29 protein-coding genes and 1 pseudogene are annotated in these 26,754 nt (G+C 67.2%); 28 read left to right on the forward strand and 2 right to left on the reverse strand.

The window, feature by feature from the left end; all coding sequences use genetic code 11:
• The first annotated feature begins 25 nt into the window (after positions 1-25).
• From fliF to ACFJI2_RS14375, 16 genes and pseudogenes are all read left to right on the forward strand, one after another.
• Positions 26-1,784, forward strand: a pseudogene (gene fliF / locus ACFJI2_RS14300) (flagellar basal-body MS-ring/collar protein FliF).
• Positions 1,768-2,790, forward strand: a complete 1,023-nt coding sequence (locus ACFJI2_RS14305; RefSeq protein WP_107868535.1) for a flagellar motor switch protein FliG — start codon at positions 1,768-1,770, stop codon at positions 2,788-2,790. Before fliF ends, ACFJI2_RS14305 begins: the two are co-directional and overlap by 17 nt.
• Positions 2,790-3,488, forward strand: a complete 699-nt coding sequence (gene fliH / locus ACFJI2_RS14310; RefSeq protein WP_377705842.1) for a flagellar assembly protein FliH — start codon at positions 2,790-2,792, stop codon at positions 3,486-3,488. The genes ACFJI2_RS14305 and fliH overlap by 1 nt, the downstream gene beginning before the upstream one ends.
• Entirely contained in the window at positions 3,485-4,795 is a 1,311-nt protein-coding gene (gene fliI, locus ACFJI2_RS14315) for a flagellar protein export ATPase FliI (protein WP_107868533.1), read from the forward strand. The genes fliH and fliI overlap by 4 nt, the downstream gene beginning before the upstream one ends.
• Positions 4,792-5,244, forward strand: a complete 453-nt coding sequence (gene fliJ / locus ACFJI2_RS14320) for a flagellar export protein FliJ (protein ID WP_107868532.1) — start codon at positions 4,792-4,794, stop codon at positions 5,242-5,244. Before fliI ends, fliJ begins: the two co-directional genes overlap by 4 nt.
• A gap of 81 nt (positions 5,245-5,325) precedes the next feature.
• Positions 5,326-6,744, forward strand: a complete 1,419-nt coding sequence (fliD, locus tag ACFJI2_RS14325; protein WP_377705618.1) for a flagellar filament capping protein FliD — start codon at positions 5,326-5,328, stop codon at positions 6,742-6,744.
• A 15-nt stretch (positions 6,745-6,759) separates the two neighbouring features.
• Positions 6,760-7,149 carry a flagellar export chaperone FliS gene (fliS, locus tag ACFJI2_RS14330; protein WP_377705619.1) on the forward strand — a complete coding sequence of 130 codons (390 nt, stop codon included), beginning with the start codon at positions 6,760-6,762 and terminating at the stop codon, positions 7,147-7,149.
• A gap of 31 nt (positions 7,150-7,180) precedes the next feature.
• Positions 7,181-7,507: a hypothetical protein gene (locus ACFJI2_RS14335; RefSeq protein WP_377705620.1), complete on the forward strand. Its 327-nt coding sequence runs from the start codon at positions 7,181-7,183 to the stop codon at positions 7,505-7,507.
• Positions 7,504-8,919, forward strand: coding sequence for a flagellar hook-length control protein FliK (locus tag ACFJI2_RS14340; protein WP_377705621.1), 1,416 nt, complete (start codon positions 7,504-7,506; stop codon positions 8,917-8,919). Before ACFJI2_RS14335 ends, ACFJI2_RS14340 begins: the two co-directional genes overlap by 4 nt.
• A gap of 7 nt (positions 8,920-8,926) precedes the next feature.
• Complete coding sequence (locus ACFJI2_RS14345) at positions 8,927-9,394, forward strand: flagellar basal body-associated FliL family protein (protein ID WP_377705622.1); 468 nt, start codon at positions 8,927-8,929, stop codon at positions 9,392-9,394.
• Positions 9,395-9,419: 25 nt separating this feature from the next.
• A complete protein-coding gene (locus ACFJI2_RS14350) occupies positions 9,420-10,163 on the forward strand; it encodes a FliA/WhiG family RNA polymerase sigma factor (RefSeq protein ID WP_377705623.1) in 744 nt (247 codons plus the stop codon).
• A 27-nt stretch (positions 10,164-10,190) separates the two neighbouring features.
• Positions 10,191-11,108, forward strand: a complete 918-nt coding sequence (gene motA, locus ACFJI2_RS14355) for a flagellar motor stator protein MotA (RefSeq protein WP_107868525.1) — start codon at positions 10,191-10,193, stop codon at positions 11,106-11,108.
• Positions 11,092-12,084: a flagellar motor protein MotB gene (locus tag ACFJI2_RS14360; protein ID WP_107869269.1), complete on the forward strand. Its 993-nt coding sequence runs from the start codon at positions 11,092-11,094 to the stop codon at positions 12,082-12,084. The genes motA and ACFJI2_RS14360 overlap by 17 nt, the downstream gene beginning before the upstream one ends.
• 66 nt (positions 12,085-12,150) lie before the next feature.
• Entirely contained in the window at positions 12,151-12,426 is a 276-nt protein-coding gene (flgM, locus tag ACFJI2_RS14365; RefSeq protein WP_377705624.1) for a flagellar biosynthesis anti-sigma factor FlgM, read from the forward strand.
• Complete coding sequence (gene flgN / locus ACFJI2_RS14370; RefSeq protein ID WP_377705625.1) at positions 12,423-12,887, forward strand: flagellar export chaperone FlgN; 465 nt, start codon at positions 12,423-12,425, stop codon at positions 12,885-12,887. Before flgM ends, flgN begins: the two co-directional genes overlap by 4 nt.
• A complete protein-coding gene (locus ACFJI2_RS14375; protein WP_377705626.1) occupies positions 12,874-13,674 on the forward strand; it encodes a glycoside hydrolase family 73 protein in 801 nt (266 codons plus the stop codon). Before flgN ends, ACFJI2_RS14375 begins: the two co-directional genes overlap by 14 nt.
• Here the strand turns inward: ACFJI2_RS14375 and flgA are convergent.
• A complete protein-coding gene (gene flgA, locus ACFJI2_RS14380) occupies positions 13,659-14,348 on the reverse strand; it encodes a flagellar basal body P-ring formation chaperone FlgA (RefSeq protein WP_377705627.1) in 690 nt (229 codons plus the stop codon). The genes ACFJI2_RS14375 and flgA overlap by 16 nt on opposite strands.
• 142 nt (positions 14,349-14,490) lie before the next feature.
• Between flgA and flgB the strand changes: the two genes are divergently transcribed.
• The 12 genes from flgB (at position 14,491) to ACFJI2_RS14440 (ending at position 24,485) form a co-directional block, all read left to right on the forward strand.
• A complete protein-coding gene (gene flgB / locus ACFJI2_RS14385) occupies positions 14,491-14,853 on the forward strand; it encodes a flagellar basal body rod protein FlgB (RefSeq protein ID WP_377705628.1) in 363 nt (120 codons plus the stop codon).
• 33 nt (positions 14,854-14,886) lie between these two features.
• Positions 14,887-15,303, forward strand: a complete 417-nt coding sequence (gene flgC / locus ACFJI2_RS14390; protein ID WP_107868519.1) for a flagellar basal body rod protein FlgC — start codon at positions 14,887-14,889, stop codon at positions 15,301-15,303.
• Between the two features lie 3 nt (positions 15,304-15,306).
• Positions 15,307-15,975 (forward strand): flagellar hook capping FlgD N-terminal domain-containing protein, encoded by a 669-nt coding sequence (locus tag ACFJI2_RS14395; protein WP_377705630.1) that lies wholly within the window; start codon positions 15,307-15,309, stop codon positions 15,973-15,975.
• A 45-nt stretch (positions 15,976-16,020) separates the two neighbouring features.
• Positions 16,021-17,286 (forward strand): flagellar hook protein FlgE, encoded by a 1,266-nt coding sequence (locus tag ACFJI2_RS14400; protein WP_377705632.1) that lies wholly within the window; start codon positions 16,021-16,023, stop codon positions 17,284-17,286.
• Positions 17,287-17,302: 16 nt separating this feature from the next.
• Positions 17,303-18,028, forward strand: a complete 726-nt coding sequence (gene flgF, locus ACFJI2_RS14405) for a flagellar basal-body rod protein FlgF (RefSeq protein WP_107868516.1) — start codon at positions 17,303-17,305, stop codon at positions 18,026-18,028.
• A gap of 23 nt (positions 18,029-18,051) precedes the next feature.
• The gene (flgG, locus tag ACFJI2_RS14410; protein WP_181259835.1) at positions 18,052-18,843 is read left to right on the forward strand and encodes a flagellar basal-body rod protein FlgG; all 792 of its coding nucleotides are present in this window, start codon (positions 18,052-18,054) and stop codon (positions 18,841-18,843) included.
• Positions 18,843-19,505 carry a flagellar basal body L-ring protein FlgH gene (gene flgH, locus ACFJI2_RS14415; protein WP_181259834.1) on the forward strand — a complete coding sequence of 221 codons (663 nt, stop codon included), beginning with the start codon at positions 18,843-18,845 and terminating at the stop codon, positions 19,503-19,505. Before flgG ends, flgH begins: the two co-directional genes overlap by 1 nt.
• A 9-nt stretch (positions 19,506-19,514) precedes the next feature.
• Entirely contained in the window at positions 19,515-20,627 is a 1,113-nt protein-coding gene (locus ACFJI2_RS14420; RefSeq protein ID WP_377705633.1) for a flagellar basal body P-ring protein FlgI, read from the forward strand.
• Between the two features lie 12 nt (positions 20,628-20,639).
• A complete protein-coding gene (locus tag ACFJI2_RS14425; protein ID WP_377705634.1) occupies positions 20,640-21,056 on the forward strand; it encodes a hypothetical protein in 417 nt (138 codons plus the stop codon).
• A 96-nt stretch (positions 21,057-21,152) separates the two neighbouring features.
• The gene (gene flgK, locus ACFJI2_RS14430; RefSeq protein WP_377705636.1) at positions 21,153-22,523 is read left to right on the forward strand and encodes a flagellar hook-associated protein FlgK; all 1,371 of its coding nucleotides are present in this window, start codon (positions 21,153-21,155) and stop codon (positions 22,521-22,523) included.
• Positions 22,524-22,533: 10 nt separating this feature from the next.
• The gene (gene flgL / locus ACFJI2_RS14435; protein WP_377705637.1) at positions 22,534-23,448 is read left to right on the forward strand and encodes a flagellar hook-associated protein FlgL; all 915 of its coding nucleotides are present in this window, start codon (positions 22,534-22,536) and stop codon (positions 23,446-23,448) included.
• A gap of 5 nt (positions 23,449-23,453) precedes the next feature.
• Positions 23,454-24,485, forward strand: a complete 1,032-nt coding sequence (locus tag ACFJI2_RS14440) for a hypothetical protein (protein WP_377705638.1) — start codon at positions 23,454-23,456, stop codon at positions 24,483-24,485.
• Positions 24,486-24,502: 17 nt separating this feature from the next.
• On the opposite strand, the gene ACFJI2_RS14445 is transcribed toward ACFJI2_RS14440, so the two are convergent.
• Complete coding sequence (locus ACFJI2_RS14445; RefSeq protein ID WP_377705639.1) at positions 24,503-26,725, reverse strand: putative bifunctional diguanylate cyclase/phosphodiesterase; 2,223 nt, start codon at positions 26,723-26,725, stop codon at positions 24,503-24,505.
• Between the last annotated feature and the right edge of the window lie 29 nt (positions 26,726-26,754).

Genomic DNA, 26,754 nt, shown 5'->3' on the forward strand with positions numbered 1-26,754 from the left:
TAACCTTTCCACGCGAAAGTTCACAGTGATCAACACCATCAAGTCCGCCTTCGGGCGCTGGCGCTCCGGCGACGGCGCGAATCCTGCCCTCCCCCCCGCCTTGCTCAAAAACCTCACTCCCATCTTGCTACTGGCCATAGGCCTGACGGCGCTGGTGCTGATGGTGCTGTGGAAGGACCAGTCGGCCTACAAGCCGGTGTTCGGCGCGCGCGAAAAAGTGGTGGCGGCCGACATGATGACGGTGCTGGACGGCGAGCACATCCCCTACCGCGTGCATCCGGACAGCGGCCAGGTGCTGGTGCCCGAATCCATGCTGGGCAAGGTGCGCATGCTGCTGGCGTCGAAAGGCGTGACGGCCCAGCTGCCGGCCGGCCTGGAGCTGATGGACAAGAACGACCCGCTGGGCGTGTCGCAATTCGTGCAGGACGTGCGCTTCCGGCGCGGCCTGGAAGGCGAGCTGGCGCAGTCCATCATGACGCTGGACGCGATCGCCTCGGCGCGCGTGCACCTGTCGATTGCCAAGTCGACCTCCTTCGTCACCAGCGACGGCGACAAGTCGTCCGCCTCGGTGGTGATCGCCACCAAGCCGGGCCAGAAGCTGTCGCCGGAAACCATTGCCGCCGTGGTCAACATGGTGGCCGGCAGCGTGGCCAGCCTGGCGCCCTCGCGCGTGAGCCTGGTCGACCAGGCCGGCAACCTGCTGTCGTCGCACGTGGACCTGGCCGACGGCTTCGATTCCTCGGCCGCCACCAATGAGAACGGCAAGCGCCTGCAGGACGAGATCCGCAACAACATCCGCGGCCTGCTCGGCCCCATCGTCGGCGAGGACAACTTCCGCCTCAGCGTGACGGCCGCCGTAAACAACGACAAGGTCGAAGAAACGGTGGAGAAATACGGCGAAACGCCGAAAGTGACCAGCGAAGCGATGCGCGAAGAGCAGGACCGCAACCGCCTGGTGATGGGCGTGCCGGGCACGCTGTCGAACCGCCCGCCGGCGGCCGACGCGGCCAAGACCAACCCGGCCGATCCGAACCAGCAGCCGGACGGCAGCGCCAGGAAAAACGCCACCACCCGCCAGTACGCCTACGACCGCAGCATCGTGCAGACCAAGCACCGCGCGCGGCACGCTGGAAAAGCAAAGCATCGCCGTGGTGCTGGCGCAGGCCGCCGCGCCCTTCCCGAAAACCGGCTGGACGCCGGCCGAACTGGCCAATATCGACAAGGTGCTGCGCAACGGCCTGGGCATCAACGCCGAGCGCGGCGACACGCTGATGGTCACCGCCATGAACTTCCCGCCGAAAGCGGCCGTCACCCCGTGGTGGCAGGAACGCGACACGGTGGTCGACTTCAGCGCCTGGCTGAGCTACGCGGTGGGCGCCATCCTGGCCTACTTCCTGCTGCTGCGTCCGCTGCTGCGCCTGCTCACGGCGCGCTTCGCTCCCGCCACGCCGCAGGCGGTCGCCCTGCGCGGCGCGGCCGCGCGCGGCGGCAGTGCCGAAGCGACCGTGCTGGGCGGCCAGGCCGGCGCGCAGCCGGCGCCGGGCGCGCCCGCCCTGGGTTCGCCGGAAGCGGCGCACGACGCCCAGGCCAAGCAGCAGCTGGAACAGCAGGCCGCCAAGCCGGGCATGCCGGTGGTGCCGCTGCTGGAAAACTACGATTTGCCGCCGACCGGTTCCTCGGTCGACGTGATGGTCGATCACCTGAAGATCCTGGCCGAAAAAGAGCCGGAACGCGTAGCCGAAGTCGTCAAACAATGGATGCAGAAAAATGGCCGAACTCAATAACGATATGCCCGATGGTTCGGGCCTGACCCCGGTCGAACAGGCCGCCATCGTGCTGCTGAGCATAGGCGAGGAGCCGGCCGCGGCCGTGCTGCGCTGCCTGTCGCGCGAGGAATTGCTGGAAGTGACGCAAGTGATGTCGCGCATGAGCGGCATCAAGGTGGAAGCCGTCAAGACCGCCATGCAATCGTTCTTCGACGACTACCGCGAGCAGTCCGGCGTGCACGGCGCCTCGCGCGCCTACCTGAAGCGCTCGCTGGACCTGGCGCTGGGCAACGACATCGCCAATACCGTGCTCAACAACATCTACGGCGACGAGCTGCGCCCGAAAATGGCGCGCCTGCAGTGGGCCTCGCCGAAGTGGCTGGCCGAGTACATCGCCAACGAGCACGTGCAGATGCAGGCCGTGTTCCTGGCCTTCCTGCCGCCGGCGCTGGCCGGCCAGATCATCGACGCGCTGCCGGTGGACGGACGCGACCTGGTGCTGCTGAACCTGGCGCGCCTGGACGAGATCGACCGCGACCTGCTGCAGGAGCTCGACGAGCTGGTGGACCGCTGCCTGGGCAGCTTCGATTCGCAAAGCACCAGCGTGGAGGGGATCCGCCAGACCGCCGAAATCCTCAACCGGCTGCCGGGCAACCGCGCCCAGATCGTTGAACTGCTGCGCGCGCACGACCCGGAAGTGGTGAACCAGATCGAGCTGTCGATGTACGACTTCCTGATCCTGTCCACCCAGACCGAGGCCACGCTGTCGCGCCTGATCGAGGAAGTGCCGCTGGAGCAGTGGGCCATCGCGCTCAAGGGCGCCGAGCTGGCCATCCGCGACGCGGTGCTCAAGACCATGCCGAAACGCCAGGCGCAAGCCTTCGAGGACATGATGCGGCGCGCCGGCCCGGTGCCGATGTCGCGCATCGAATCGACGCGCCAGGACATCATGGCCACCGTCAAGGCGCTGGCCGACGCCGGCGAAGTCGAAGTGCAGCTGTTCGCCGAAACGGTGGTGGAATGATGAAGCAGTTCCGCCCTTACCGCTTCCCGCCGCTGTCGCAGTTCGCCCCGCCGCCGACCCGCAACGGCAGCCCCGGCCTGGGCACCGACAGCGCCCAGTGGCAAGCCTCGGTCAGCGAAGGCTTCGAGCAGGGCCAGCGCGACGGCTACGAGATCGGCCTGCAGCGCGGCCAGGAGGACGGCTTCGAGGCCGGCCGCAACGCCGGCTTCGAGCAGGGCCGCGAAGAAGGCCGCAATGAAACCCTGGTCAGCTTCGACACCATGGCGCGCCCGGTCGAGAGCATGCTGAAAGGCTTGAAGAAGCTGCGCGCCGATTACCGCGCGGCGCAGCGCAAGGAGGTGGTGGACCTGGTGGCCAAGGTGGCGCGCTCGGTGATCCGCGCCGAACTGGCGCTGCAGCCGGTGCAGATCATGGCCCTGGTCGACGAGACGCTGGCCTCGATGCCGCCCACGCGCGAAGACATCGACGTGTACCTGAACCCGGAAGAACTGAAACGCATCGCCGACCTCGATCCGAAGCGCACCAAGCGCTGGAACCTGATCCCGGACGCGCGCCTGGACATCGGCGAATGCCGCATCCGCGCCGGCGACAACGAAGTCGATGCCGGATGTCATCAACGTCTTGCTGCTGTCATGGAACAGGTCGATAATCAGCTGCAGGCCGCCGACAGCGGCGACGAGTCCGAGAGCGAAGAATGATAGCCGATGCCTTGCGCAAGCTGGAGCTGGACGCAGTCCCCATGGCCACCCCGACCGGGCGCCTGGTGGGGGCGTCCGGCCTGCTGCTGGAAGCCATGGGCTGCCCGCTGCACACCGGCCAGCGTTGCCAGATCGAGACAGTCAGCGGCGAATGGCTGGACGCGCAAGTGGTTGGCTTCCGCGACAAGCTTTCATTCCTGATGCCGTTCAAGAAGGCGGTCGGCCTGACCACCGGCGCGCGCGTCATGCCCTCCCCTGAAAAAATCAGCCTGACCATCGGCCCCGGCTGGCTGGGACGCATGGTCAACGGCTTGGGCGAACCGATCGACGGGCTGGGCAAGCTGGGCGGCGATTTCCCGCTCGACTACACGCCGCCGCGCATCCACCCGCTGCGCAAGAAGCCGGTCACCGAGCCGCTGGACGTGGGCGTGCGCGCCATCAATTCCATGCTGACCCTGGGCAAGGGCCAGCGCGTGGGCCTGATGGCCGGCTCCGGCGTCGGCAAGTCCGTGCTGCTGGGCATGCTCACGCGCCAGACCGTGGCCGACGTGGTGGTGGTTGGCCTGATCGGCGAGCGCTCGCGCGAGGTGCGCGAATTCGTCGACATGTCGCTCGGCCCGGAAGGCTTGCGCAAGGCGGTGCTGGTGATCGCCCCGGCCGACGAGTCGCCGCTGATGCGCATCATGGCCACCGAACTGTGCCACTCGATCGCCGCGCACTACCGCGACCAGGGCAAGAACGTGCTGCTGCTGGTCGATTCGCTGACGCGCTACGCGATGGCGCTGCGCGAGCAGGCGCTGGCGCTGGGCGAGCCGCCGGCCACCAAGGGCTATCCGCCGTCGGTGTTCTCGGCGCTGCCGCAGCTGGTGGAATCGGCCGGCAACGGCGAGAACCCGGTCGGCAGCATGAGCGCCATCTACACCGTGCTGGCCGAAGGCGACGACCAGCAGGACCCGGTGGTCGACACCGCGCGCGCCATCCTGGACGGCCACATCGTGCTGACGCGCGAACTGGCCGAGCGCGGCCATTATCCCGCCATCAATATCGGCGCGTCGATCAGCCGCTGCATGAACCAGGTGATCAGCAAGGAGCACGTGCTGGCCGCGCGCGCGCTGAAAGCGTCGATGGCGCGCCACGACCGCGTGCGCGACCTGATCCCGCTGGGCGCCTACGTGCCCGGCGCCGACCCGGTGACGGACAAGGCGGTCAACCTGCATCCCCATGTCGAAGAATTCCTGTGCCAGGGCACCAAGGAAGCGGCGCCCTACTCTGCGTGTGTGGAAACCCTTGAAAGGCTGATGGCATGAGCACCTCCAAACCCCAGTCTCACATGATACGCAACCTGTCCACCCTGGTGGACTTGCGCAGCAACGAAGTGACCCGGCTGCAGACCGAAATGGCGGCCAAGGAAACCGTGCGCGAACGCTACCAGAAGAACCTGGAGCGCCTGACCGGCTTGTACCAGAACAGCGGCGCCAGCGGCAAGCTGCCGATGGCGCTGGCCTCCAACTGCGGCGACTACAAGCAGGCCGTGATGCAGATGGCCGACAACCACCGCCTCGACCTGTCCATGCACGAGGCCGACATGGCCGTGTCGCAGCGCGCGCTCACGGCCGCCTACGTCAAGCGCGAGGTGCTGGACCAGGTGCTGCAGCAGAAACAGGCGGCCGCCGTGCACCAGGAACGCGCGCAGGAACGCAAGCAGCATGACGAACTGGCAACGCAACTGTGGTTGCGCAGTCAAAAACCCGGTTAATCGATAAAAATTTCATAGGGAAACATTTTCGGTCGCCTGTTAGCACTGTACACTTTCTTCTCATTCTCCGGAGCAAACATCATGGCCACCTCTTCAGTCCCAGGCAGCGGCAGCGCCGACTACCCGTCGTACATGGCAACCCAGCTGGCGACGCGCTATACGGAAGCGTCCCAGACGCTGCTGGACGACAAGACCAAGGCCGCCAGCGGCGGCGCCAGCGGCATCAGCAAGCTGAGCTCGGCCATGAGCACCTTCAGCAGCAGCCTGCTGGCCCTGAGCGGCAAGAAAAGTGTGCTGGCCAACGCCGGCACCTTCAGCAGCGACGTCGGCACCGCCACGGCCGGCCCGGCCGCCGTGGCCGGCACCTACAATTTCTACGTCGAGCAGCTGGCCACGGCCGGCCAGGTCGCCTACGGCGGCATTTCCGACACCACCGCAGCCGGCAGCGGCAGCCTGAATGTGGTGCTGGCCGACGGCACCAACTTCAACGTCAACCTGGTCAACGCCGACAAAAACCTGGACAACGTGCTGACGGCGCAGGAAGTGGCCACCGCCATCAATCTGGCGGCCGGCAACAACTCCACCGTGACGGCGTCCACCATGACCGTCAACGGCAGCACCACCCTGGTGCTGACCTCGAACAACACGGGCGAGGACAACGCCGCGTCCTTCGATACGACCGGCGTCACGAACGCTGCGCTGAAGACCATGCTCGACGATACCAGCAAGCAAACCACGCTGGTCACCGCCAAGGACGCGGTGGTCTGGCTCGGCGCGCCGGACGGCAATCCGCTGAGCCCGAACCGCATGCAGCAGGCGTCCAACACTTTTTCCGTGGTCAATGATGTCAAGATGACCTTCACCAAGGCCCAGGGCGTGGGCGACGCGCCGGCAACCCTGACCGTGAAGGCCGACAACGCCGGCACCAAGGCCAATGTGCAATCCTTCGTCGACGCCTACAATGCGCTCAACAAGGTACTGGATGACCTGATGTACGTGGGCGACACGCCCAACAACAAGCCGCCCGGCCCGTTCGCCAACGACGCCGGCCTGAAGGCGCTGCGTGCCCGCATGCAGGATATGCTGCGCAAGGAAACCGACGGCGTGAGCCTGCCCGTGTTCGGCATCACGGCCCAGCGCGACGGCACACTGGCCGTCAACGCCGACCGCCTGGCCAAGAGCATCGCCGCCAACCCGGAGGCGCTGGACAAGATCTTCGGCACCAGCAGTCTGAACAACACGTCCGCGCTGCTGGGCGGCCTGGACCAGCTGCTGGGCACCTGGACCAACAGCGTGGACGGCTATATCGGCGTGCGCCGCGAGGCCAACGAGCGCCTGCAAAGCACGCTGACCGACCGCCAGACCGCGCTTGACAATCTGTTCAACAATTCCTACAAGCGCTATCTGCAGCAGTTCACCACCCTGCAGCAGCTGCAAAACCAGATGGCGCAAAACACCAGCATGTTCGATGCGCTGTTTGGCAGCAGCAAAGACACGTAACCCACTTCGAGACCCATGATGAACCAGGAAGCCTATAGCAGTTATCACTCCGTCAATCTGGACGCCCAGACCGCGCGCGCCTCGCCGATCGAGCTGGTGCTGGTGCTGACCGACGGCTTGCTGGAGGAGCTGGCGCGCGCGCGCGGCCACGTGGTCGGCAAGCGCTACGAGCTCAAAGCCGCCAGCCTGAACAAGTGCACCGAGATCATCAACGGCCTGTCCAGTTCGCTCGACTACGAGCAGGGCGGCGAGGTGGTGGCCAACCTGGGGCGCTTGTACGACTATTGCGTGGCGCGGCTGTACCGGGCCGGGGTGGACATGGACCCTGCCGTCATCGACGAAGTGGCAGGCTTGCTGACCACCATCAAGCAAGGCTGGCTCGGCGTACAGGCAAAGAATGGATAGGAAGAACAACTTGCTGCAACTGGCGCAGAAAATGAGCGCGGCCACTGCCGCCTCGGACTGGACGGCGCTGGCGGCGATCAATACGCTGATGGCCGCCTCGCTGCCGGTCATGGCCGCGCAGGGTCCGTGGACGCCGGCCGAACGCGCGGCGCTGGCCGCGCTGCGCCAGCTGCATTTGCAGGCCGAGCATTGCGCCGGCCTGGCCAGCGCCGACCTGGCTGCCAAGCTGAGCGAGATGCAGGCCAACAAGGAAGGCTGGATGGCCTATGCCATGACCGGCGGCGACCACGAAGCCGGCGAGCCGCCCGCCCCGACACGCAACCGCAGCGCCGCTGCCGACACCGGAACCACCGCATGACCATGATTTCCTCCGCCGCGCCCAGCGCGGCACCCTCTGCTCCTGCCGCGCTCGACGGCGCGCCGCCGGCTGCCGCCGAGACCGGCGTGCTGCCAGCCGACCAGGCGCTGTTCGCGCAGATTTTCAGCCAAGCAGACCCCGCCGCGACAAGCGCCGCCGCCGACGAGGACGCCGCGCAAGCCGGGGCTGACGGCGCACCGGACGCCGCCGCCGGCAGTGCCGGTGCCGCCAACGCGCTGCTGGCGCTGCTGCTGCCGACCGCCGCTCCGGCCACCGCCCCCGCCCCTGCGCCCGGCGGCACCGCTGCAGCCGTCGTCGTCGCCGTCGCGCCCGCGTCGGCCGCAGGCGCCGCCGCGCAGACCGCCGCACTGGCGGCCGCGCTGGCCGGCGCAACGCACCAGGCCTACGGCACAGCCGCCCCGACCGCAGCGCCGCAAGCGGCAGGCTATGCGCCTGGCGCCGTCCCCGGCACCGCCGCGCCCAGCGCCGCTCCCACTGCCGCCGTGATGGCCAGCCAGGCAGCAAACCAGTCCCCTTACGGGGCCGCCACAGCCGCCCCGGCAGCTAGCGCTGCGCCGTCGGCCGCGCCCACTGCGGCGCCGACGGCAGCCGTGCAGCAGGCCGCCCAGCAGGCCGCGCGCGAAGAACGCGCCGCCTACGCGGCCGCTACCGCCGCGCCAAGCGCGCCGCCCAGCGCCGCCCCGGGCAGCGCAGCGCCGCAGCAAGCCGTGCCCAGCGCGCTGCAGCTGGCCGCCGACCAGATGCTGCAGGGCCAGCGCCGCAGCGGCGCGCAGCGCGCCGAACTGGCCACCATCAGCGGTGCGGCGCTGGCCGCCGGCGCCGCACCGGGCGCCGGCCTCGCAGCGGCCACGGGCGCGGCCGGCGACAGCGTCGGCTTCAGCGCCGTCAACCAGATCAATTTCAACGCTGCCGTGGCGGCCAATGGCAGCCAGCCGGCCCAGGCCGGCAGCGACGCGGTGCGCCTGGCCGGCACGCCGGAACAGTGGCAGCAGCCGCTGCGCGACGCCTTGGGCGACCGCCTCCAGCTCAGCCTGCAGCGCAATAACGACCACGCGGTGATCCGCCTGGAACCGCCCAATATGGGCACGGTCGAGATTTCGATCCGCCACAGCGCCGGCGCGCTGCAGGTCAACCTGTCGGCCAACAACAGCGAAGTGCTGCGCCAGCTCAACAACATCGGTGACAGCGTGCGCCAGGACTTGTCGCAGCGCAGCTTCGGCGACGTGGCCGTCACCGTGTCGGCCTCGCCGCGCGGCGGCAGCCAGTCGCTGGCCGACGGCGGCGCCGGGCGCCAGCAGGGCCAGGAGCAGCAGCAGCGCGGCCCGGGCCGCGCGCTGGGCGACGACGAGCAGGCCGCAACCACCTTTGCCATGACGGCCGAACGGGAGTAAGTACTAGATGAATAAAAAACTGGTGATAGCCATGGTGGGCGTGCTGCTGCTGGGCGGCGGCGTGGCCGGCGGCGCGGTGTGGTACATGGGCAAGCAGGCCGCCACCGGCGCCGAAGGCAAGACCGTCAAGCACGAAGAGCCCAAGGTCGACACCGAGCCGCCGAAATACATCACCGTGGAAAAGGTGATCGTCATGCTCAAGCGCGGCGAAGGCGAGGCGGTGACCCATTACCTGTCGGCCGACCTGGTGGTGGCCACCACGGCCAAGCAGGAAAAGGAATGCAAGGAACATCTGCCGCTGCTGCGCAGCGTGGCCGTCAAGGCGCTGTCGGCGCTGCCGATGTCGAAGGCGGCAACCATGTCGATCGACCAGTTTGCCGACGAACTGAACAAGGCTTTCGACGAGACCTACGCCAAGGACAAGCGCGAGCGGCCGTTCTCGGAAGTGATGATCGGGAAGCTGATCCTGGAGTGATGCGGTGCAAATGAGTGGGGCGGGCATGGCATACATAGAGCAATACGCAGACAGCTACGCCGAAAGTTACGGCGCCGCCGGCAGCGTGCCGGCCGCGCGCAGCGTGGCCGACGAGCAGAAACACCTGCTGTCGTATGCGCCGCTGGTCAAGCGCATCGTGCGCCAGCTCAATTCGCAGATCGCCGGCGCCATCGACCGCGACGACATGGAACAGATCGGCCTGATGGGCCTGCTCGAAGCGCTGCGCCGCTACGGCACCCCGGACGCGGCCTTCGGCAGCTACGCCAGCCTGCGCATCCGCGGCGCCATCCTCGACGAGCTGCGCCGCCAGGACTGGCGCCCGCGCGCCGTGCGCCAGCACAGCCACAAGCTGCGCGATGCGGTGCGCGAACTGACCCGCAAGCTGGGGCGCGAGCCGGACGAGCGCGAAATCATCGACGGCCTGGGCATCACCGCCGAGGCCTACCAGGCTTACCAGCTCGACGAAAGCGCCGAACTGATGGCCAGCTTCGACGAGGTGCTGCAGGACACCGTCAGCCCCGGCAGCGACGTGGCGCCCAGCCCGGAAGAGCAGCTGGTGGTGCGCCGCTCGCTGGCGCAGGCGCTGGGCGGGCTGGACGAACGCGAGCAGCGCGTGGTGCAGATGTACTACGAGTTCGAGCTGAGCTACAAGGAAATCGCCGCCGTGCTGGACCTGACCGACGCCCGCGTCTGCCAGCTCAACAAGGCGGCCCTGAACAAAATGAAAGCGGTGCTGCAAAGCGCCTGACAAGTAAATGACGCAGAAAGGCGTATCATGCAGCAACTAATCGGCATCATCATCGTCCTGGGCAGTGTGTTCGGCGGCTTCTTCATGATGGGGGGCGTGTTCCACCAGATCTGGCAGCCGATCGAACTGTTCGTCATTGCCGGCGCCGGCCTGGGCGCCATCGTGATCGGCAATCCGGCCCACGTGCTCAAGGAAATGGGCACGCAGCTCAAGAAGATCATCATCCGCAAGAAGTACGACTCGGAATTCCAGCGCCAGTTGCTGCTGCTGATGTATGAACTGCTGCAGCTGGCCGCCGGCGGCCTGAAGGCGCTGGACGCGCACGTGGAAGCGCCCAAGGACAGCCCGCTGTTCCAGCGCTACCCGCTGGTGCTGGAAGAACCCAAGCTGCTGGCCTTCATCGTCGACAATTTCCGCCTGATGGCCATGGGCAAGATCAACGCGCACGAGCTGGAAGGCGTGCTGGAGCAGGAACTGGAAGCCATCCACGAGGAGCTGAACCAGCCGGCCAAGTCCATCGCCAAGATCGGCGAGGCGATGCCGGGCTTCGGCATCCTGGCCGCCGTGCTGGGCATCGTGATCACCATGAACACCGTGTCCGAGGGCGCCACCTCGGGCGAAATCGCGGAACACGTGGGCGCGGCCATGGTCGGCACCTTCATCGGCATTTTCCTGTGCTACGGCGTGCTGGACCCGATCGCCAACGTGATGAAGCAGCTGGTCAACCAGGAAGCGTCCAACAAGGAATGCGTGAAAGTGGTGCTGGTCACGCACGTGGCCGGCAAGCCGCCGCTGCTGGCGATCGACGCCGGGCGCCGCCTGGTGCCGCTGAACATCAAGCCGAGCTTCGCCCAGCTGGAACGCTGGATCAACGAGCTGGAAGGCCGCGACAGCGAGCCAGAGTCCGGATCGCGCCGTGGAGGTGGCCGTGCTAAAGCCGCATGAGAAGCATGAGGAAACCATCGTCAAGCGCGGCGGCGGCAAGCACGCGCACGACGACCACGGCGGCGCCTGGAAGGTAGCGTTCGCCGACTTCTGCCTGGCGCTGATGTGCTTGTTCCTGGTGCTGTGGCTGATGGCCGCGCGCAACACGGAAAGCCTGCAGCACATCCTCACCGAGCAGGACGGCAACAAGACCGACCAGGGCAAGGGCGTCATGCCCGAGCAGGTGGGCGGCCCGCGCGGCAGCCTGATCGAGCGCTTCCCGATGCCGCGCAGCGGCAAGAACGATTCGCCGGGCCAGGCGCTGGCCAGCGGCGAGAGCGCGTCCGAGGTGCCGGACAAGGTCACGTATGAAACCCCGGGCGAGCTGCACAAGCTGGCCAAGGCGCTGGCCAAGCTGAGCGCGGAAACCGGCCTGGCCAGCAACCTGGAATCGGTGATCACCCCCTACGGCTTGCGCGTGATGCTGCACGACACCGACAAGCAAGGCATGTTCGTGCGCGGCTCGGCCGTGCCGACCGACCGCTTCCGCGCGCTCTTGCGCAGCATGGGGCCGCTGTTCGAGCGCATGGAAAACCAGATGCTGGTGGTCGGCCACACCGACTCCACCCAATATACGGACACCGGCTACTTCGCCTATTCGAACTGGACGCTGTCGTCCAACCGCGCCATGGCGGCGCGCTCCATGCTGCTGTCGGGCGGCATGCGTAAGGACAGCGTGCTGCAGGTGGTGGGCATGGCCGACCGCGCGCCGATCGACACCGGGAAGGCCGACGCCGGCGTCAACCGCCGCATCGAGCTGCTGATACTGACCACGGCCCAGGCGAAGGCGGTGTCGGCCATGTTCGGCATGCCGGGCAGTAAGAACATGATGGGCGGCGAGATCGACACCGCGCTGCCGGACGCCGAGTCGCTGCAGAAGCTGCGCAACAAGCTGGGGCCGGAGGGCAAATACGGCACCGGGCGCAATGGGAACTGAATATTTACTTCGCGCACCGGCGTAAGGCGGGTTACTATGCAAACTTCCAAGACCAGAGGTCAACGTATGAGAATTTCGACTGGCAGCGTGGACGGCGCGGCCGTCCAGCGGGTGGCCGACAGCGCGCCGGCTGAGGGCGCGCACGCGCCGGCCGCCGCGCCGGCCGCGCCCGAACTGCAATCGGCCGTGCTGCAGCCCGCGCTGGCGGCGCTCAAGGCCATGCCCGAGGTGGACCACGAGCGCGTGGCCATGCTGCGCGACGCGCTGGCCAAGGGCGAACTGCCGTTCGACCCGGACAAGCTGGCCGGCCTGATCCAGCGCTTCCACGGGAGCGACAAGTGACACCAGCAGCATCCGCGCAGGCCGCCGCGCCCGCGCCGGCCGCGTCGCGCCAGCAGGCCATGCAGCTGCTGCTGGACGGCATCGCCGCCGACATGGCGGCCTATGCACAGTTGCAGGACTTGCTGGAACAGCAATTCGATGCGGCGCTGCGCCACCAGCGCGAACGCCTGGAACAGATCGCCGCGGCCGTGTCCGCCCTGACCGACGCCATGGAAGCGCGCCGCGTGCAGCGCGTCGATTGCGCGCTGCGCCTGCTGGGTCCGGCCCCGTCGATGGCGCAGGTATTCACCCTGCTCAAACCCGAGCCGCGCGCCCGCCTGCAGCAGCAATGGCAGGAACTGGAGCAGCGCGTGCTGGAATGCAAACGCCTGGGCAAACGCAATAGCGACTTGCTGGTTGAACAATACACCATCATGCAGCGCGTGCTGCATGGCGAGGACCAGATCTATGAACCCGCCTGACATGGCGCGCCCGCTGCAGGGCACCGCGGCCACGGCCGCCACGGCGGCTACCGCCAGCAATATGCGGCCTACCGCGGGCCTGTCCTCGCTGTCCGGCGGCGCGGCCGGCGGCTTCGGCGCCGCCTTCCGCCAGGTGCAGGGCGACGTGGCCGCGCTGATCAGCGGCGGCTGGAGCAACAGCGCCGGCGGCCATGGCAATGGCAATGGCAATGGCAGCAACGGCGGCGGCGACGCCCTGCCCTCGCAGGCACTGAGCACGGCTGCGGCGGCATTGCGCGCGCGCGCGGCCGGCGTCATCGACGCGCCGGGCGACGGCGCCACCACGGCCGAGCAGCAGGAATTCCTCGCCACCATCCAGCCCTGGGCGGCCGACGCCGCCAAGCGCCTGGGCGTGGCGCCGGAACTGGTGGCCGCGCACGCGGCGCTGGAATCGGGCTGGGGCCAGCGCCCTGTGGGCAACAGCAACAACCTGTTCGGCATCAAGGCCGGCGGCCAATGGCAGGGCGCGGTCGCTGCCGCCACCACCACCGAATACGAACAGGGCGTGGCGCTGAAAAAGGTGGAACGCTTCCGCAGCTACCCGGACCAGGCCGCAGCCTTCCACGACTATGCCAGTTTATTAATCGACAACCCGCGCTACCAGCAGGCGCTCAACGCCGGCAACGACGCGCGCGCCTTTGCCAGCGGCCTGCAACGCGGCGGCTACGCCACCGACCCGGCCTATGCCGACAAGCTCAGCAAGCTGGCCGGCAAGGTCCAGCAAATGAAAAATCACCTGGGCGATTGAATGGACACGGGCAAATCGGCAGGTTCTACCGTGCCAGCGCCCGTCACCCTGGCCTTGATGACATTGCCGTTGTTGTTGCGCACCCGTATCAGCGCGCCGCGCGCGCCCGGGTCCAGCGCTTCGCCGGCCATGCTGACCTCGATCTGCTCATTGCGCGCCACGATGCGCACCGCCTCCCCACGCTTGACCAGCAGCTGGGCCGTGAGCATGTTCTGGCGCAGCAGTTCGCCGCTGCGCAGGCTGCGCCGCGCGGACATGCCTTCCAGCAGCGCCAGGTCGGACACGGTGTCGCTCACCAGGCTGATGTCGCGCCGCTCCAGCGCCACGTCGGCCGCGTCCACCGGCTTGCCGCTGGCCACGTCGGCCGCCATCACGGCCACCCGCGCCGTCACCCTGGCGCGTACCACGAACTCGTATTTCCAGCCCGCGTCGCCCGGGCAAGTGGCCACCAGGCGCATGCGCGTGGCCTGGCGCGCGTCCAGCACCCCCACCGCCACCGGCGCCGCAGCCGGACAGGCCGGCAGCGCGCGGCTGGTGCGCACGGCCGACACCTCGAATTCCGGCTCCACCAGGCCATTGCCGTCGGCCTGGCGCAGCAGCGCCTCGCGCGCAGTTTGTTCCACCAGCGCCACAGTCTGCTCCGCTGTCGTGGCCGCTTCGCCAAGAATTGGCACGACGATCGCCAACGCGGCAAAAATCGGATGTAAAATGGGATTGTTGAACATGGGCAATACCTTTACTATGATGGCTGCGGCGCGCGCAGTGCGCCCGGCCGCCATTTTACATGGGCAACGCACTCACGACAGGAGGGAATGAATGGGCATCAACTTCAAAGACGCAATCGGCCTGCATGGCGACGCGCTCCATTTGCGTGCCGAACGCACGCGCATCCTGGCGTCCAACATCGCCAACGAGAACACCCCGGGCTACCAGGCGCAGGACATGGACTTCGCCGCCACCCTGGCGCAGACCCGGGCGCTGGAAGCGGGCGAGCCGGAACTGGACTCGGACGGCAATGCGCTGTACCGCGTGCCCTACCACCCCACCCGCGACGGCAACACCGTCGAGATCGGCGTCGAGCAGGCTGCCTTCTCGCAAAACGCCAGCGACTTCCAGACCAGCCTGACCTTCATCAACATGAAGCTCAAGGGCCTGGCAAAAGCAATCAATGGCCAGTAACCCGGCCAATAACCCGGCCAACAAGGCAAGCACATGAGCTTCAAGGATATTTCCCAGATCGCCGGCTCGGCGATGGCGGCGCAGACCGTGCGCCTGAACACCGTGGCCAGCAACCTGGCCAACGCCGATTCCGTGTCCGGCAACGAGAACGACACCTACCGCGCGCGCAAGCCGGTGTTCGCAGCCGTGATGAACGAAGGCGCCAACGCCGAGAACGGCGGCCGCGTGCAGGTGCTGGACGTGGTGCAAAGCAGCGAGCCGCTGCGCAAGGTGTACGAGCCGGGCAACCCGCTGGCCAATGCCGACGGCATGGTGTACTACCCCAACGTCAACCAGGTGGCCGAGATGACCGACATGATGTCGGCCTCGCGCGCCTTTGAAACCAATGTGGAAGTGCTGGGTCGCATCCGCTCCATGCAGCAGTCGCTGCTCAAACTCGGTGAAGGTTAATCCATGCAAACCAATTTCTTCTCCAACACCCCGGCGGCCGGCACGACCGGCACCAATCCCCTGGCCAACGGCAGCGAAACCAGCCAGATGTTCACCAAGCTGCTGGTGGCCCAGATCCAGAACCAGGACCCGCTCTCGCCGACCGACCCCAGCCAGTTCATCAACCAGCTGACCCAGCTGTCGCAGACCGAAGCGCTGCAGAACGTGGGCAACCTGACCAGCGCCAACGCCAGCATCCTGTCCAGCATGCAGGTAATGGCACTGGGCGCCCAGGTGGGCTCGGAGATCCAGGTTACCGCTACCGAGGTGCAGCTCGACACGACCAAGGTCAAGGGCGAAATCAGCCTGTCCAGCAACAGCAGCAAGACCACGCTGGTGCTGACCGGCCTGGACGGCCGCGAGCACAAGGTGGAGCTGGGTTCGCAGTCCAGCGGCGCGGTGCCGTTTGCGCTCGACCCGCAGGCGCTGGGCCTGCCGGCCGGCACCTACAAGATGCGCGTGGAAACAAGCAGCAAGGAAGAGGCATCGGTCGACCTGGTCGGCCGCCTGAACAGCGTGCGCCTGGGCTCGGGCGGCGCCGTCGTGCTCAACGTGTCGAACGTGGGCGACACCTCGCCGGGCCTGATCACGGCCTTCAACGGCGTGAACGGCACTAAAACCGCCAGCAATTAATTAATTCAGCAAATTTACGCAGTACACCTTAGAAAGGTATCCGCCATGAGTTTCGATATCGCACTGTCCGGCATCCAGGCCATCAACGAGCAACTGGGCACTATTTCCAACAATATCGCCAACGCGGGCACCTATGGCTTCAAGGCCAGCCGCGCCAACTTCGCTTCGCAGTACGCGGGCACCCAGGCGGCCGGCGTGCAGATTGGTTCCGTGACCCAGAACATCAGCCTGAACGGCGGCGTGGTGGCGACCGGACGCGGCATGGACGCTGCCATCAACGGACGCGGCTTCTTCGTCACCAAGGACCTGCAGGGCCAGAACAACTACACCCGCGTCGGCATTTTCGACGCCAACACGGACGGCTTCCTGGTGGACTCGGCCGGGCGCCGCGTACAGGGCTTCTCCATCACCCCGCCGGCCACCACGCTGGGTCCGATGGGCGACCTGAAGGTGCCCACCGGCCAGATCGCGCCGGTGCCAAGCAGCGAACTGGATTACGTGAGCAATCTGTCGGCCGACTGGAAAGTGCCGACCGTAACCTTCGATCCGCCGGACGCCACCCCCGGCGCGGAAAAGGTACCCGATCCGCAATCGTACAATATGTCGCGCGTGTCGGTGATCTATGATTCGCGCGGCAACCAGCATACGCTGACCCAGTACTTCATCAAGAAGGACACGGACACCGTGACCGTCACCTATGCGCTGGACGGCAACGCGGATGCCGGCGCCGCCGACTTCGACCTGAAGTTCGATACCAAAGGCCAGCTGGTAGCGACCACTCCGCCCACGCCCACCGTCACCACGCTGACTTTGTCGCCGCTGGTATGGGACGAGGCCAGCAGCGCCTTCATTGCCAACGGTACCGACGCCATCGAGCTGGAAATCGACTACACCGGCACGACCCACGCTTTCGGCGAAGCGACCACCTCGACCAACAAGGCCAATGGCTACTCGGCCGGCAGCTTCATCGGCGTGGAACTGGCCAAGGACGGCTCGGTGGTGGCCAAGTACAGCAATGACCAGCGCCAGGCCGTGGGCAAGCTGGCTGTCGCCACCTTCCCGGACGAAGGCAACCTGACCCCGATCAGCGACACCAGCTGGCTGGCCTCGAACGAGTCCGGCACGCCCCTGTACAGCACGCCTGGCACCGGCATGGCCGGCTCGCTGAGCGTCGCCGCGCTGGAAGGTTCCAACGTGGACATCACCTCGGAACTGGTAGGTCTGATGACCTCGCAGCGCAACTACCAGGCCAACTCCAAGGTGCTGCAGACCGAGAACGCCATGATGCAAGCGCTGATGCAAGCGCTGTAACGGGACCGGCTGACACATGGACGCACTGATCTACACCGCCATGAGCGGCGCCGAGCGGGCGCTGCGCGGGCAACAGGTCCACGCCAACAACCTGGCGAACATGGACACCACCGGCTTCCGGGCCAACCTCGAGCTGTCGACCGCGCGCTCGCTGCCCGGCTACGGCTACGACGACCGCCACATGGCCGACATGCAGGCCAACGCCGTCACCACCCGCAGCGGCACGCTCAAGTCGACCGGCCGCGAGCTGGACGTGGCCATCTCCGGCAACGGCTTTTTCACCGTGCAGGGTCCGACCGGCGAAGGCTACACCCGCGCCGGCGCCATCACGCTGGACGCCGACGGCGCCATGACGGTGGGCGGCATGCCCATCCTCGGCGAAGGCGGCCCGATCACCCTGCCCATCCACACCAAGGTGCAGATCGGCCAGGACGGCACGGTGTCGATCCAGTCGCCCGGCACCACGCAGATGCAGGTGGTCGACAAGCTCAAGCTGGTCAAGGCCGAGGCGTCCGAACTGAGCAAGAACGAAGCGGGCCTGCTGGTGGCGCGCGACGGCCAGCCGCTGGCGGCCGACGCCACGGTCCAGGTCAGCTCCGGCCACCTGGAAGGCAGCAATGTCTCCGCGGTCGAGGAAATGGTGGCCACCATGAGCTTGAACCGCACCTTTGAAATCCAGATGAAGCTGTTCAAAGCCAGCGACAGCATGGCTGAAGCCGGCAACCGCCTGATCGGCGGCTGACCACCAACTTACAGGGAGTTACCATGAATCCAGCAATGTGGATCAGCAAGACCGGCGTGCAGGCGCAGGACGCGAAACTGCAAACCATCGCCAACAACCTGGCCAACGCCAACACGGTCGGCTTCAAGCGCGACCGCGTGGCCTTCCAGGACCTGTTCTACTCGATCGAGCAGCAGCCGGGCGCGCAGCGCGCCGACAACAACACCCTGGCGCCGTCCGGCGTGCAGCTGGGCAATGGCGTGCAGCTGGTGGGCACGCAGAAGATTTTCACCAACGGCAATATCCAGAACACCACCAACGCGCTGGACGTGGCCATCAACGGCAACGGCTTCTTCCAGGTGCGCCGTCCGGACGGCGAAGCGGCCTACACCCGCGCCGGCCAGCTGCAGCTCAATGAAAACGGCATCCTGGTCAACAGCAGCGGCCTGCCGCTGGTGCCGCAGATTACCGTGCCGGCCAACGCCACCGCCGTCACCATCGCGGAAAACGGCGTGGTCTCGGCCGTCGTCTCCGGCAGCGCCACGCCGGCCGTGCTGGGCCAGCTGACGCTGACCTCCTTCATCAACCCGACCGGCCTGCAGGCGCTGGGCGAGAACCTGTTCGCCGAAACGCCCGCCAGCGGCGCGCCGACCGAGGGCAACCCCGGCACCGACCAGTTCGGCAAGCTGAAGCAGGGCGCGCTGGAAGGCTCCAACGTGCAGGTGGTGGAAGAAATGGTGGACATGATTGCCGCCCAGCGCACCTACGAGATGAACACCAAGGTGCTGACCGCGGCCGACAACATGCTGCAATACCTGTCGCAGGCGGCACGCTGATGAAAACCGCCCTGCCCGCCGCCCTGGCGCTGCTGCTTGGCGGCTGTGCCGCCATCCAGCCGCCCGTGGTCAGGCCGGGCCCCTTCGACGACGCGCCCACCATGGCGCGCTCGGCCACGCCGCGCGGCAGCTCGGGCGGCGTCTACGCCGTCGACGCCGGCCTGTCGCTGACTTCGGACAGCCGCGCCTTCCGCGTCGGCGACGTGGTCACCGTGCTGCTGGAAGAAACCACCCAGGCCTCGAAGAGCGCCGGCACCTCCTTCAAGAAGGATTCCGGCATCAACGTGGCCGCCCCCACCCTGCTGGGCAAGGTGCGCCCGAAAGCGGGCATCGACCTGAGCGCCGGCCGCACCTTCGAGGGCGACGCCACCAGCACGCAGCAGAACGCGCTGTCCGGCGCCATCACCGTCATCGTGCAGGAAGTCATGCCGAACGGCCTGCTGCGCCTGGCCGGCGAAAAAATGCTGACCCTGAACCAGGGCGAGGAATTCGTGCGCCTGCGCGGCTACGTGCGCGCGGCCGACATCGACGCCGACAACCGCGTCTCCTCGCTGCGCATCGCCAACGCCCGCATCGCCTACTCCGGCCAGGGCACCCTGGCCGACGCGAATTCCCCGGGCTGGCTGACGCGCTTCTTCACCAGCCCTTACATGCCCTTCTAAGGTGGCCTCATGCGCCGATTTTCCCTCTTTTCCGCCGCCGTCCTGGCCTGCACCGCGCTGCTGAGCGCCGTGCCGGCCCAGGCCGCGCAAACGCTGCGCAACCTGGTCAGCATCGAAGGCGTGCGCGACAACCCGCTGGTGGGCTACGGCCTGGTGGTGGGCCTGAACGGCAGCGGCGACTCGACCCAGGTCAAGTTCTCCAGCCAGTCCGTGATCAATATGCTCAAGCAGTTCGGCGTCAAGGTGCCGGACGGCACCGACGCCAAGAGCAAGAACGTGGCCACCGTCATGGTCAGCGCCGTGTTCCCGCCCGGCTACCGCAAGGGCCAGGCGATCGACATCACCGTGTCCTCGCTGGGCGACGCCAAGAGCCTGCGCGGCGGCGCCCTGCTGCTGACCCCGCTGCGCGCGGCCGACAATGAAGTCTATGCGCTGGCGCAGGGCAACGTGGTGGTGGGCGGCCTGTCGGCCGCCGGCAAGAGCGGCTCCTCGGTGACGGTCAACACGCCGACCTCGGGCCGGGTGCCGAACGGCGCCACCATCGAGCGCGAGATCGCCACCGACTTCGCCACCAAGCCCACCGTGCGCCTGTCGCTGCGCCACCCGCATTTCCAGACCGCCACCAATATCGTGGAGTCGATCAACAGGAAGTTCGGCGAGATCGCCAGCACCACCGACGCCACCAGCGTGGACGTGGTGGCACCCGAGAATCCGACCCAGCGCGTGGCCTTCATGGCCAAGCTGGAAAGCCTGGCCATCGAGGTGGGCGAGGACAACCCGAAAGTGGTGTTCAACTCGCGCACCGGCACCGTGGTGATCGCCGAAGGCTTGCGCGTGCGCGCCGCCGCCGTCACGCACGGCTCGCTCAAAGTGGTCATTTCGGAAAGCTCCAAGGTCAGCCAGCCGAACGCCTTCGCCCAGGGCACCACCCAGGTCACGCCGCAGTCGGCCGTGAGCGTGGACCAGGGTTCGGGCCAGATGTTCAAGTGGCCGGCCGGCGCCAAGCTGCAAACCATTATCGACACCGTCAACAGCCTGGGCGCCTCGCCCGACGACATCATGGCCATCCTGCAGGCGCTGGACCAGGCCGGCGCCATCGAAGGCGAACTGGTTGTCATCTAGGAAAGCACCGCCATGGACCGTTTCTCCCCCATCCTGCCGCGCCAGCTCGACATCGGCCCGGCCGCCAAGCCCGACCTGGCCCCGGTGGCCAAGGCCGCCGAGCCGCTGGACCCGGCCGACGCGCACTACCGCGCCAAGGCCACCGAGGCGGCCGTCAAGTTCGAATCCTTCTTCATCGGCGACATGCTGCACCGCATGCGCACCTCGACCGAGGCGCTGAAGGACGAGGACCGCAAGGACAGCATCAACCGCGACATGCTGGACATGGCCGACAACCTGGTGGCCGACCAGATGGCCGGCCAGCGCGCCTTCGGCGTGGCCGACGCCATCCTGCGCCAGCTGCTGCCGTCGGCCGCGCCGGTGGCGCCGCACCTGCCCGGCACCCCCATGCCGCTGGCCCCTGCCACAAAAAGCGGACAAACCATTTAATCGGGCGCAGAAAGTGGTCGCCTTTAACAGTTAACGGACCAGTGAAGATGCTTTAAAGCAACTGGTCCTAGCCTTCACCAGGAAAGACCAGCACCAATGAGCATACTCAGCAACGCGCTGTCCGGTTCGAATGCCGCCCAAGCGGCCCTGAACACCACCAGCCAGAACATTGCCAACCTGCAAACCAAGGGTTACACCCGCCAGGGCGTACTGCTCAACGCAGTGGCACCCGGCATCGGCATGAAGACGGCCGGCATGGGCGTGGAAATCGGCGGCCTGCTGCGTTTTTCCGACTCTTACAAGAACCAGCAGATGTGGCGCGCGGCGTCCGACCTCGGTTCGCATAGCCAGACCCAGCCCTACCTGTCGCAGATGGAACGCGTGATGGGCGACGACAAGTCCAGCCTGAGCAATGGCGTGGACGAATTCTTCAAGGCGCTGAACGCAGCCGGCGTGGACCCGACTTCGACCCCGCTGCGCCAACAGGTGGTGACGGCGGCCAATTCCATGTCGCAGCACTTCAACAGCATCTACAACGTGACGGCCAACCAGCGCCTGTCCGTGCGCCAGCAGCGCGACGCCCTGCTGCCGGCGATGAATCAAAACATGGCCAATATCGCCGCCCTGAATGAGCGCATCGCCGGCGCCTCGGCAGTCGGCACCAACACCTCGGCCCTGATCGACGAGCGCGACATGGCGATCGACACACTGGCCTCCATGGTGGCAATCGAAGTGATCGACCAGCCGGACGGTTCGCGCAGCGTATCGCTGCGCACCGGGCAGCCGCTGGTGGTGGGCAATCTGGCCGGCAATATCTTCGTCGACGGCAGCAGCGGTGCGCCGGTGCTCTCGCTCAGCTTCGGCCAGACCAAATTCGCACTGGACGACACCAAGGTGGGCGGCCAGATGGGCGGCCTGTCCGACTACGACAAGAACATCCTGGTGCCGCTGCAGACTTCCATCCGCGACATGGCCGAGCAGATGGCCGATGCCGTCAACGCCCAGCTGCAGGCGGGCTTCGACACCGCCGGCAATCCGGGCAAACCGCTGTTCGCCTTCAACGCCACCAGCACCACCGGCATGCTGCAAATCGACCCGGCATTCCAGGCTTCCGACCTGGCCTTCTCGGCCGACGGCACCCCGGGCGACAGCGCCAATCTCCAGTTGCTAATCGGCATCAAGAACCAGCCCGTAACGCTGACCTCGATCGGCTCCGTACTGCTGGGCGACGCCGACACCCAGCTGGTGGGCAAGCTGGGCATCGACAGCCAGCAAAACCAGGCGCTGCTCAAGACCGCCACCACCATCCGCCAGCAATCCGAGGATGACTGGAAATCGACCAGCGGCGTGAACCAGGACGAGGAAGCCATCAACCTGGTGGAGTTCCAGAATATGTACCAGGCGAACATGAAAGTGATCGCCGTGGCCAACACCCTGTTCGACGCCACGCTGGCGATGTTCAACTAAGAGGCCCGCCATGCGCATCGCTACTTCCCAATCCCAGGCGTCGATGAACCGCTCGCTGACGCTGAACCAGGCTGCCATGACGCGCCTGACCGAGCAGATGGCGTCCGGCTCCCGCATCCAGGTGCCATCCGACGACCCGGTCGCCAATGTCCGCATTTCGCGCCTGAACCGTGAGGAAGCCATCGTCGGCCAGTACCGCGAGAATATCGATGCGGTGCAGATCCGCCTGCAGAAAAACGAGACCTATCTGAGCAGCGTGGTGCGCGACATCAACGAAGCGCGCGACCTGTTCGTGTGGGCGCTGGACGGCGGCAGTACCACGCCGGACGACTTGCAATCCATGGTAACGTCGCTGCAATCGCTGCGCGAGAGCATGCTCTACAGCGCCAACGTGAAGGACCAGGAAGGCAAATACATCTTCTCGGGCACCCTGACCAGCACCCCGGCCATCAGCTTCGACCCGGCCGCCGCCGCCGGTTCACGCTACACCTACACCGGCAACAACGGCAAGCAGGAAGTGGTGGTCGGCAACGGCATCGCGCAGACAGCCAACGTGGATGCGCAAGGCCTGGAAACCTACCTGAACCAGATTGACAGCGTGCTCGACGGCCTGACGGTGCCGGGCGTGTCGCCCAACGACCCGGCCTTCCGCGCCCTGCTGACGGATGCGCTGAGCGGCTCGGACGACACCATGACGCTCATTTCCGGCAAGATCGCGGCCTTCGGCGGCGCCCAGAACATCCTGGCCACCTTGAAGGACAACCACACCAACGTCAGCCTGTCGAACCAGATGGCGCTGAGCGATATCGGCAAGCTGGACTATGGTCTGGCGGCAACCGAATTGAACGGCTACACTATTGCACTACAATCGACTTACAAGGCGTACGCCAAAGTAAGCGGCCTGTCCCTGTTTAACATACTCTAATTCGCATGCAAATCGCCCCGCGCCCCAGTTCCAGCGGTCTTGCCGCAGGCAATACCAGCTCCACCAGCAAGGTCGACGAGACCAAGCTGGCGGCGCCGGTAGGCACGCCTGAGGCCGCCGCCAGCAACGGCGCCCCACCGGCGCCGCGCCGCGGCGTGAGCAACTGGGACCAGCCGCTGCAAAGCGATATCTCGGGCGCGCAGCAGGCGGTCGACTTCCTCGAACAGAGCGCGGCCCAGCTGCGCATGCTCAAGGCCGAACTGAGCGCCAAGCTGGCCAGCCGCGCCGGCCGCGACGGCCAGGTGGAAGCGCGCGTGCGCCAGTTCAACGACACCTGGCGCAACCGCCAGGACGCGTCGGGGGGAACCTTGGACAGCCAGCTCGGATACAATTCCAGCCAGTCGCTGCAGCGCTTCAAGGTGCGCGGCATGAATATGGCCAACCTGCGCAGCGGCGCGCGCGAAACGCTGGCCATCGCGGTCGGCGGCGGCGCGGCCGGGCTGCGCTCGGTGGCGCTGGAACCGGGCCTGTCGGACGACGAGATCGTGCAGCGCTTCAACCAGGCGCTGGTGCCGGTCAACATCACCGTGGGCCCGGGCGACAATGGCGACCTCGAGTTCGCCGTGCCCGAATCGGCCTGGGCCAGCGTGCGCGACACCATGGCCATCCAGGGCGGCGGCATCCGCTTCCCCACCGGCCAGCTGCACCGCGTGCGCACCGAGCCGGAAGCGCCGGCCATCGCGCCGGAAACCTGGAGCACCAGCGACGCCGAAGCGATCCGCCAGACCTTGAGCCAGGTGATCCAGGCGCTCAGCCACGTGGAAGCGGCGCTGGCCAAGGTCAACCTGGCCCTGAGCGACGCCAGCGCGCGCGCCGTGTCGGCCATGCCGCAAGTGAGCGCGGCCGGCATGGACCAGGCGGCGCAGAACTTCGTGGTGGCGGCCAACGAACCCAGCTATGCTTCCCTGCTGAGCCTGACCTCGGCGCTGACCGGCATCAACCGCGAGCGCGTGATGGCCCTGCTGGGCCTGCGCTAAGCTTCCGCCCTGCTCCCCTAGCGTTCCAGCTGCGGCACGCCGCGCCGCGCCAGCGCGATAAACTCGTCCGGCGCCAGCGCGTGCGCGAACACATAGCCCTGCGCGTAGTCGCAGCCGGCCTGCAGCAGCAGCGCGTGCTGGGCCGCCGTCTCCACCCCTTCGGCCACCACCTTCAGGCCCAGCTTGTGCGCCATCACGATGATGGCCTCGCACAGCGCCAGGTCGCCCGAATCGCCCACCATGTCCTGCACGAAGACCCGGTCCAGCTTGAGGAAGTCGATGTCGAATTTCTTCAGCTGGGTCAGCGAGGCGTAGCCGGTGCCGAAATCGTCCAGCGCCACCTGCAAGCCCATGGCGCGGTAGCTGCGCAGGCGCTGCAGCACGTCGGCCGCGCCGTCCAGCAGGATGCCCTCGGTGACGTCGATGACGATGCTGCGCGGCGCCAGCTCCAGCTGGGCCACATAGGCCGGCCAGCCCTGGCTCCAGGCCGGGTCGCCGCGCAACTGGCCGGGCGACTGGTTCACGCTGATCTGGAACGGCCGCCCCAGCGCTTGCTGCCACTGCCTGGCCTGGTCCGCCGCGCGCCGGAACACCCAGTCGCCGATTTCGCTGATCAGGCCGTTATGCTCGGCCTGCGCGATGAACTCGCTCGGATGCAGCAGGCCGCGCTCCGGATGGCGCCAGCGCAGCAGCGCCTCGGCGCGCTCGATGGCGCCGCTGGCCAGGTTGACGATGGGCTGGTAGACCAGCTCGAACTGCTCCGCCGCCAGCGCATTGCGCAGGTCGACCGCCAGGCGCTGCCGCTGCTGCGCGGCCAGCTGCAGGTCCTGCGTGAAATAGTGGTAGCGGTTGCGGCCGGCCTTCTTGGCCGCGTACATGGCCTGGTCTGCGTGCCGCAGCAACTCCTCCGGCGCCTCCGCGTCGGCCGGGTAGAAGGCCAGGCCGATGCTGGCCGACACCACGCCGCTGTCGCCGTCCAGCTCGAAGGGCCGGGCCAGCGCGCCGACGATCTCCTGCGCCACGCGCTCGGCGCTGGCAACCTGCTCCAGCCCGGCCAGGATCACGGTGAACTCGTCGCCGCCCAGGCGCGCCAGCGTGTCCGAGGCGCGCACGCAGGCGGCGATGCGGCTGGCCGCCTGCACCAGCAGCGCGTCGCCCTTGTCGTGGCCCAGGCTGTCGTTGACCTGCTTGAACTGGTCCAGATCGATGAACAGCAGCGCCAGCAGCGCGCCTTCGCGCTTGGCCTTCTTGATTTCCTGGCCGAGCCGGTCCTGGAACATGTGGCGGTTGGGCAGCGCCGTGAGCGCGTCGAAATTGGCCTGCTGCCAGATCAGGTCGGACGACTCCCGGCGGTCGGAGATGTCGCTCACCAGCGCCAGCGCGCCCAGGTAGGCGCCCTCGCCGTCGAAGATGGGGTTGGTCGCCAGCGTGGCCCACAGCGCGCTGCCGTCGGCGCGGATGAACTTGAATTCATGCCGCTCGCGAATGCCCTGCTGGCGGCGCGCGATGTTGCGCTCCAGCAGGGCGCGGCCCTCGTCGTCCATGAAGGCCACCAGCGGCTGGTCGACGATGTCCTCGATGGCGTAACCCAGCATGCTGGCCATCTTGGGGTTGACGAAGGAGGTGCGCGACTGCGCATCGATCTCCCAGATGCCTTCCTCGGCGCTGTGCACGATGCGGCGGAAGCGCTCCTCGCTGCGCTCGAGCGCGGCCAGCTTGCCTTCGGCCAGTTCCAGCACCACCCGGAAAGCCTGGCCGCTGCCGTCGGCGCTGGCGCGCAGCGTGACCGGGTAGCCCTGCTCGCCGGGCCGCCCGCGCGTCATCTGCAGGTCGCAGCGCTGCGCGGCGGTGGTGTTGAGGGCGTTTTGCACGAAAGCGTCGAAATCGGCCAGGAAGCGCGGCGCCACATAGTCGCGGAACCTGGCGCGCGCCGGATTGGCGCGCGGCAGGCCCAGCAGGTCCGCGCCCACCAGGTTCATCTGCAGCACGGTGGTGTCGAAGGCCAGCACGAAATAGCCGACCGGGGCCAGCAGGTAGATGTCGTTGAAATAGCCCTGTTCCTGCTCGTAGCGCAGGCGTTCCGGACTCAGCGCCAGCTCGTCCGCGCCAGCCGGCAAGTCCGGCGCCGCCGACAGCGGGTGCGCGTGCACGCCGCCCAGGCCGCCCAGGCCATACAGGCTGCCCAGGCTGCCCGTGGCCCGGCCGGCCCGCGGCGCGGCCTCGACAGCGGAAGCTTGCATTTCCTTATCCATGTCACCCTTGTCGCAAC

Source organism: Pseudoduganella sp. UC29_71, assembly GCF_042693265.1.
Taxonomy (GTDB): domain Bacteria; phylum Pseudomonadota; class Gammaproteobacteria; order Burkholderiales; family Burkholderiaceae_D; genus Rugamonas.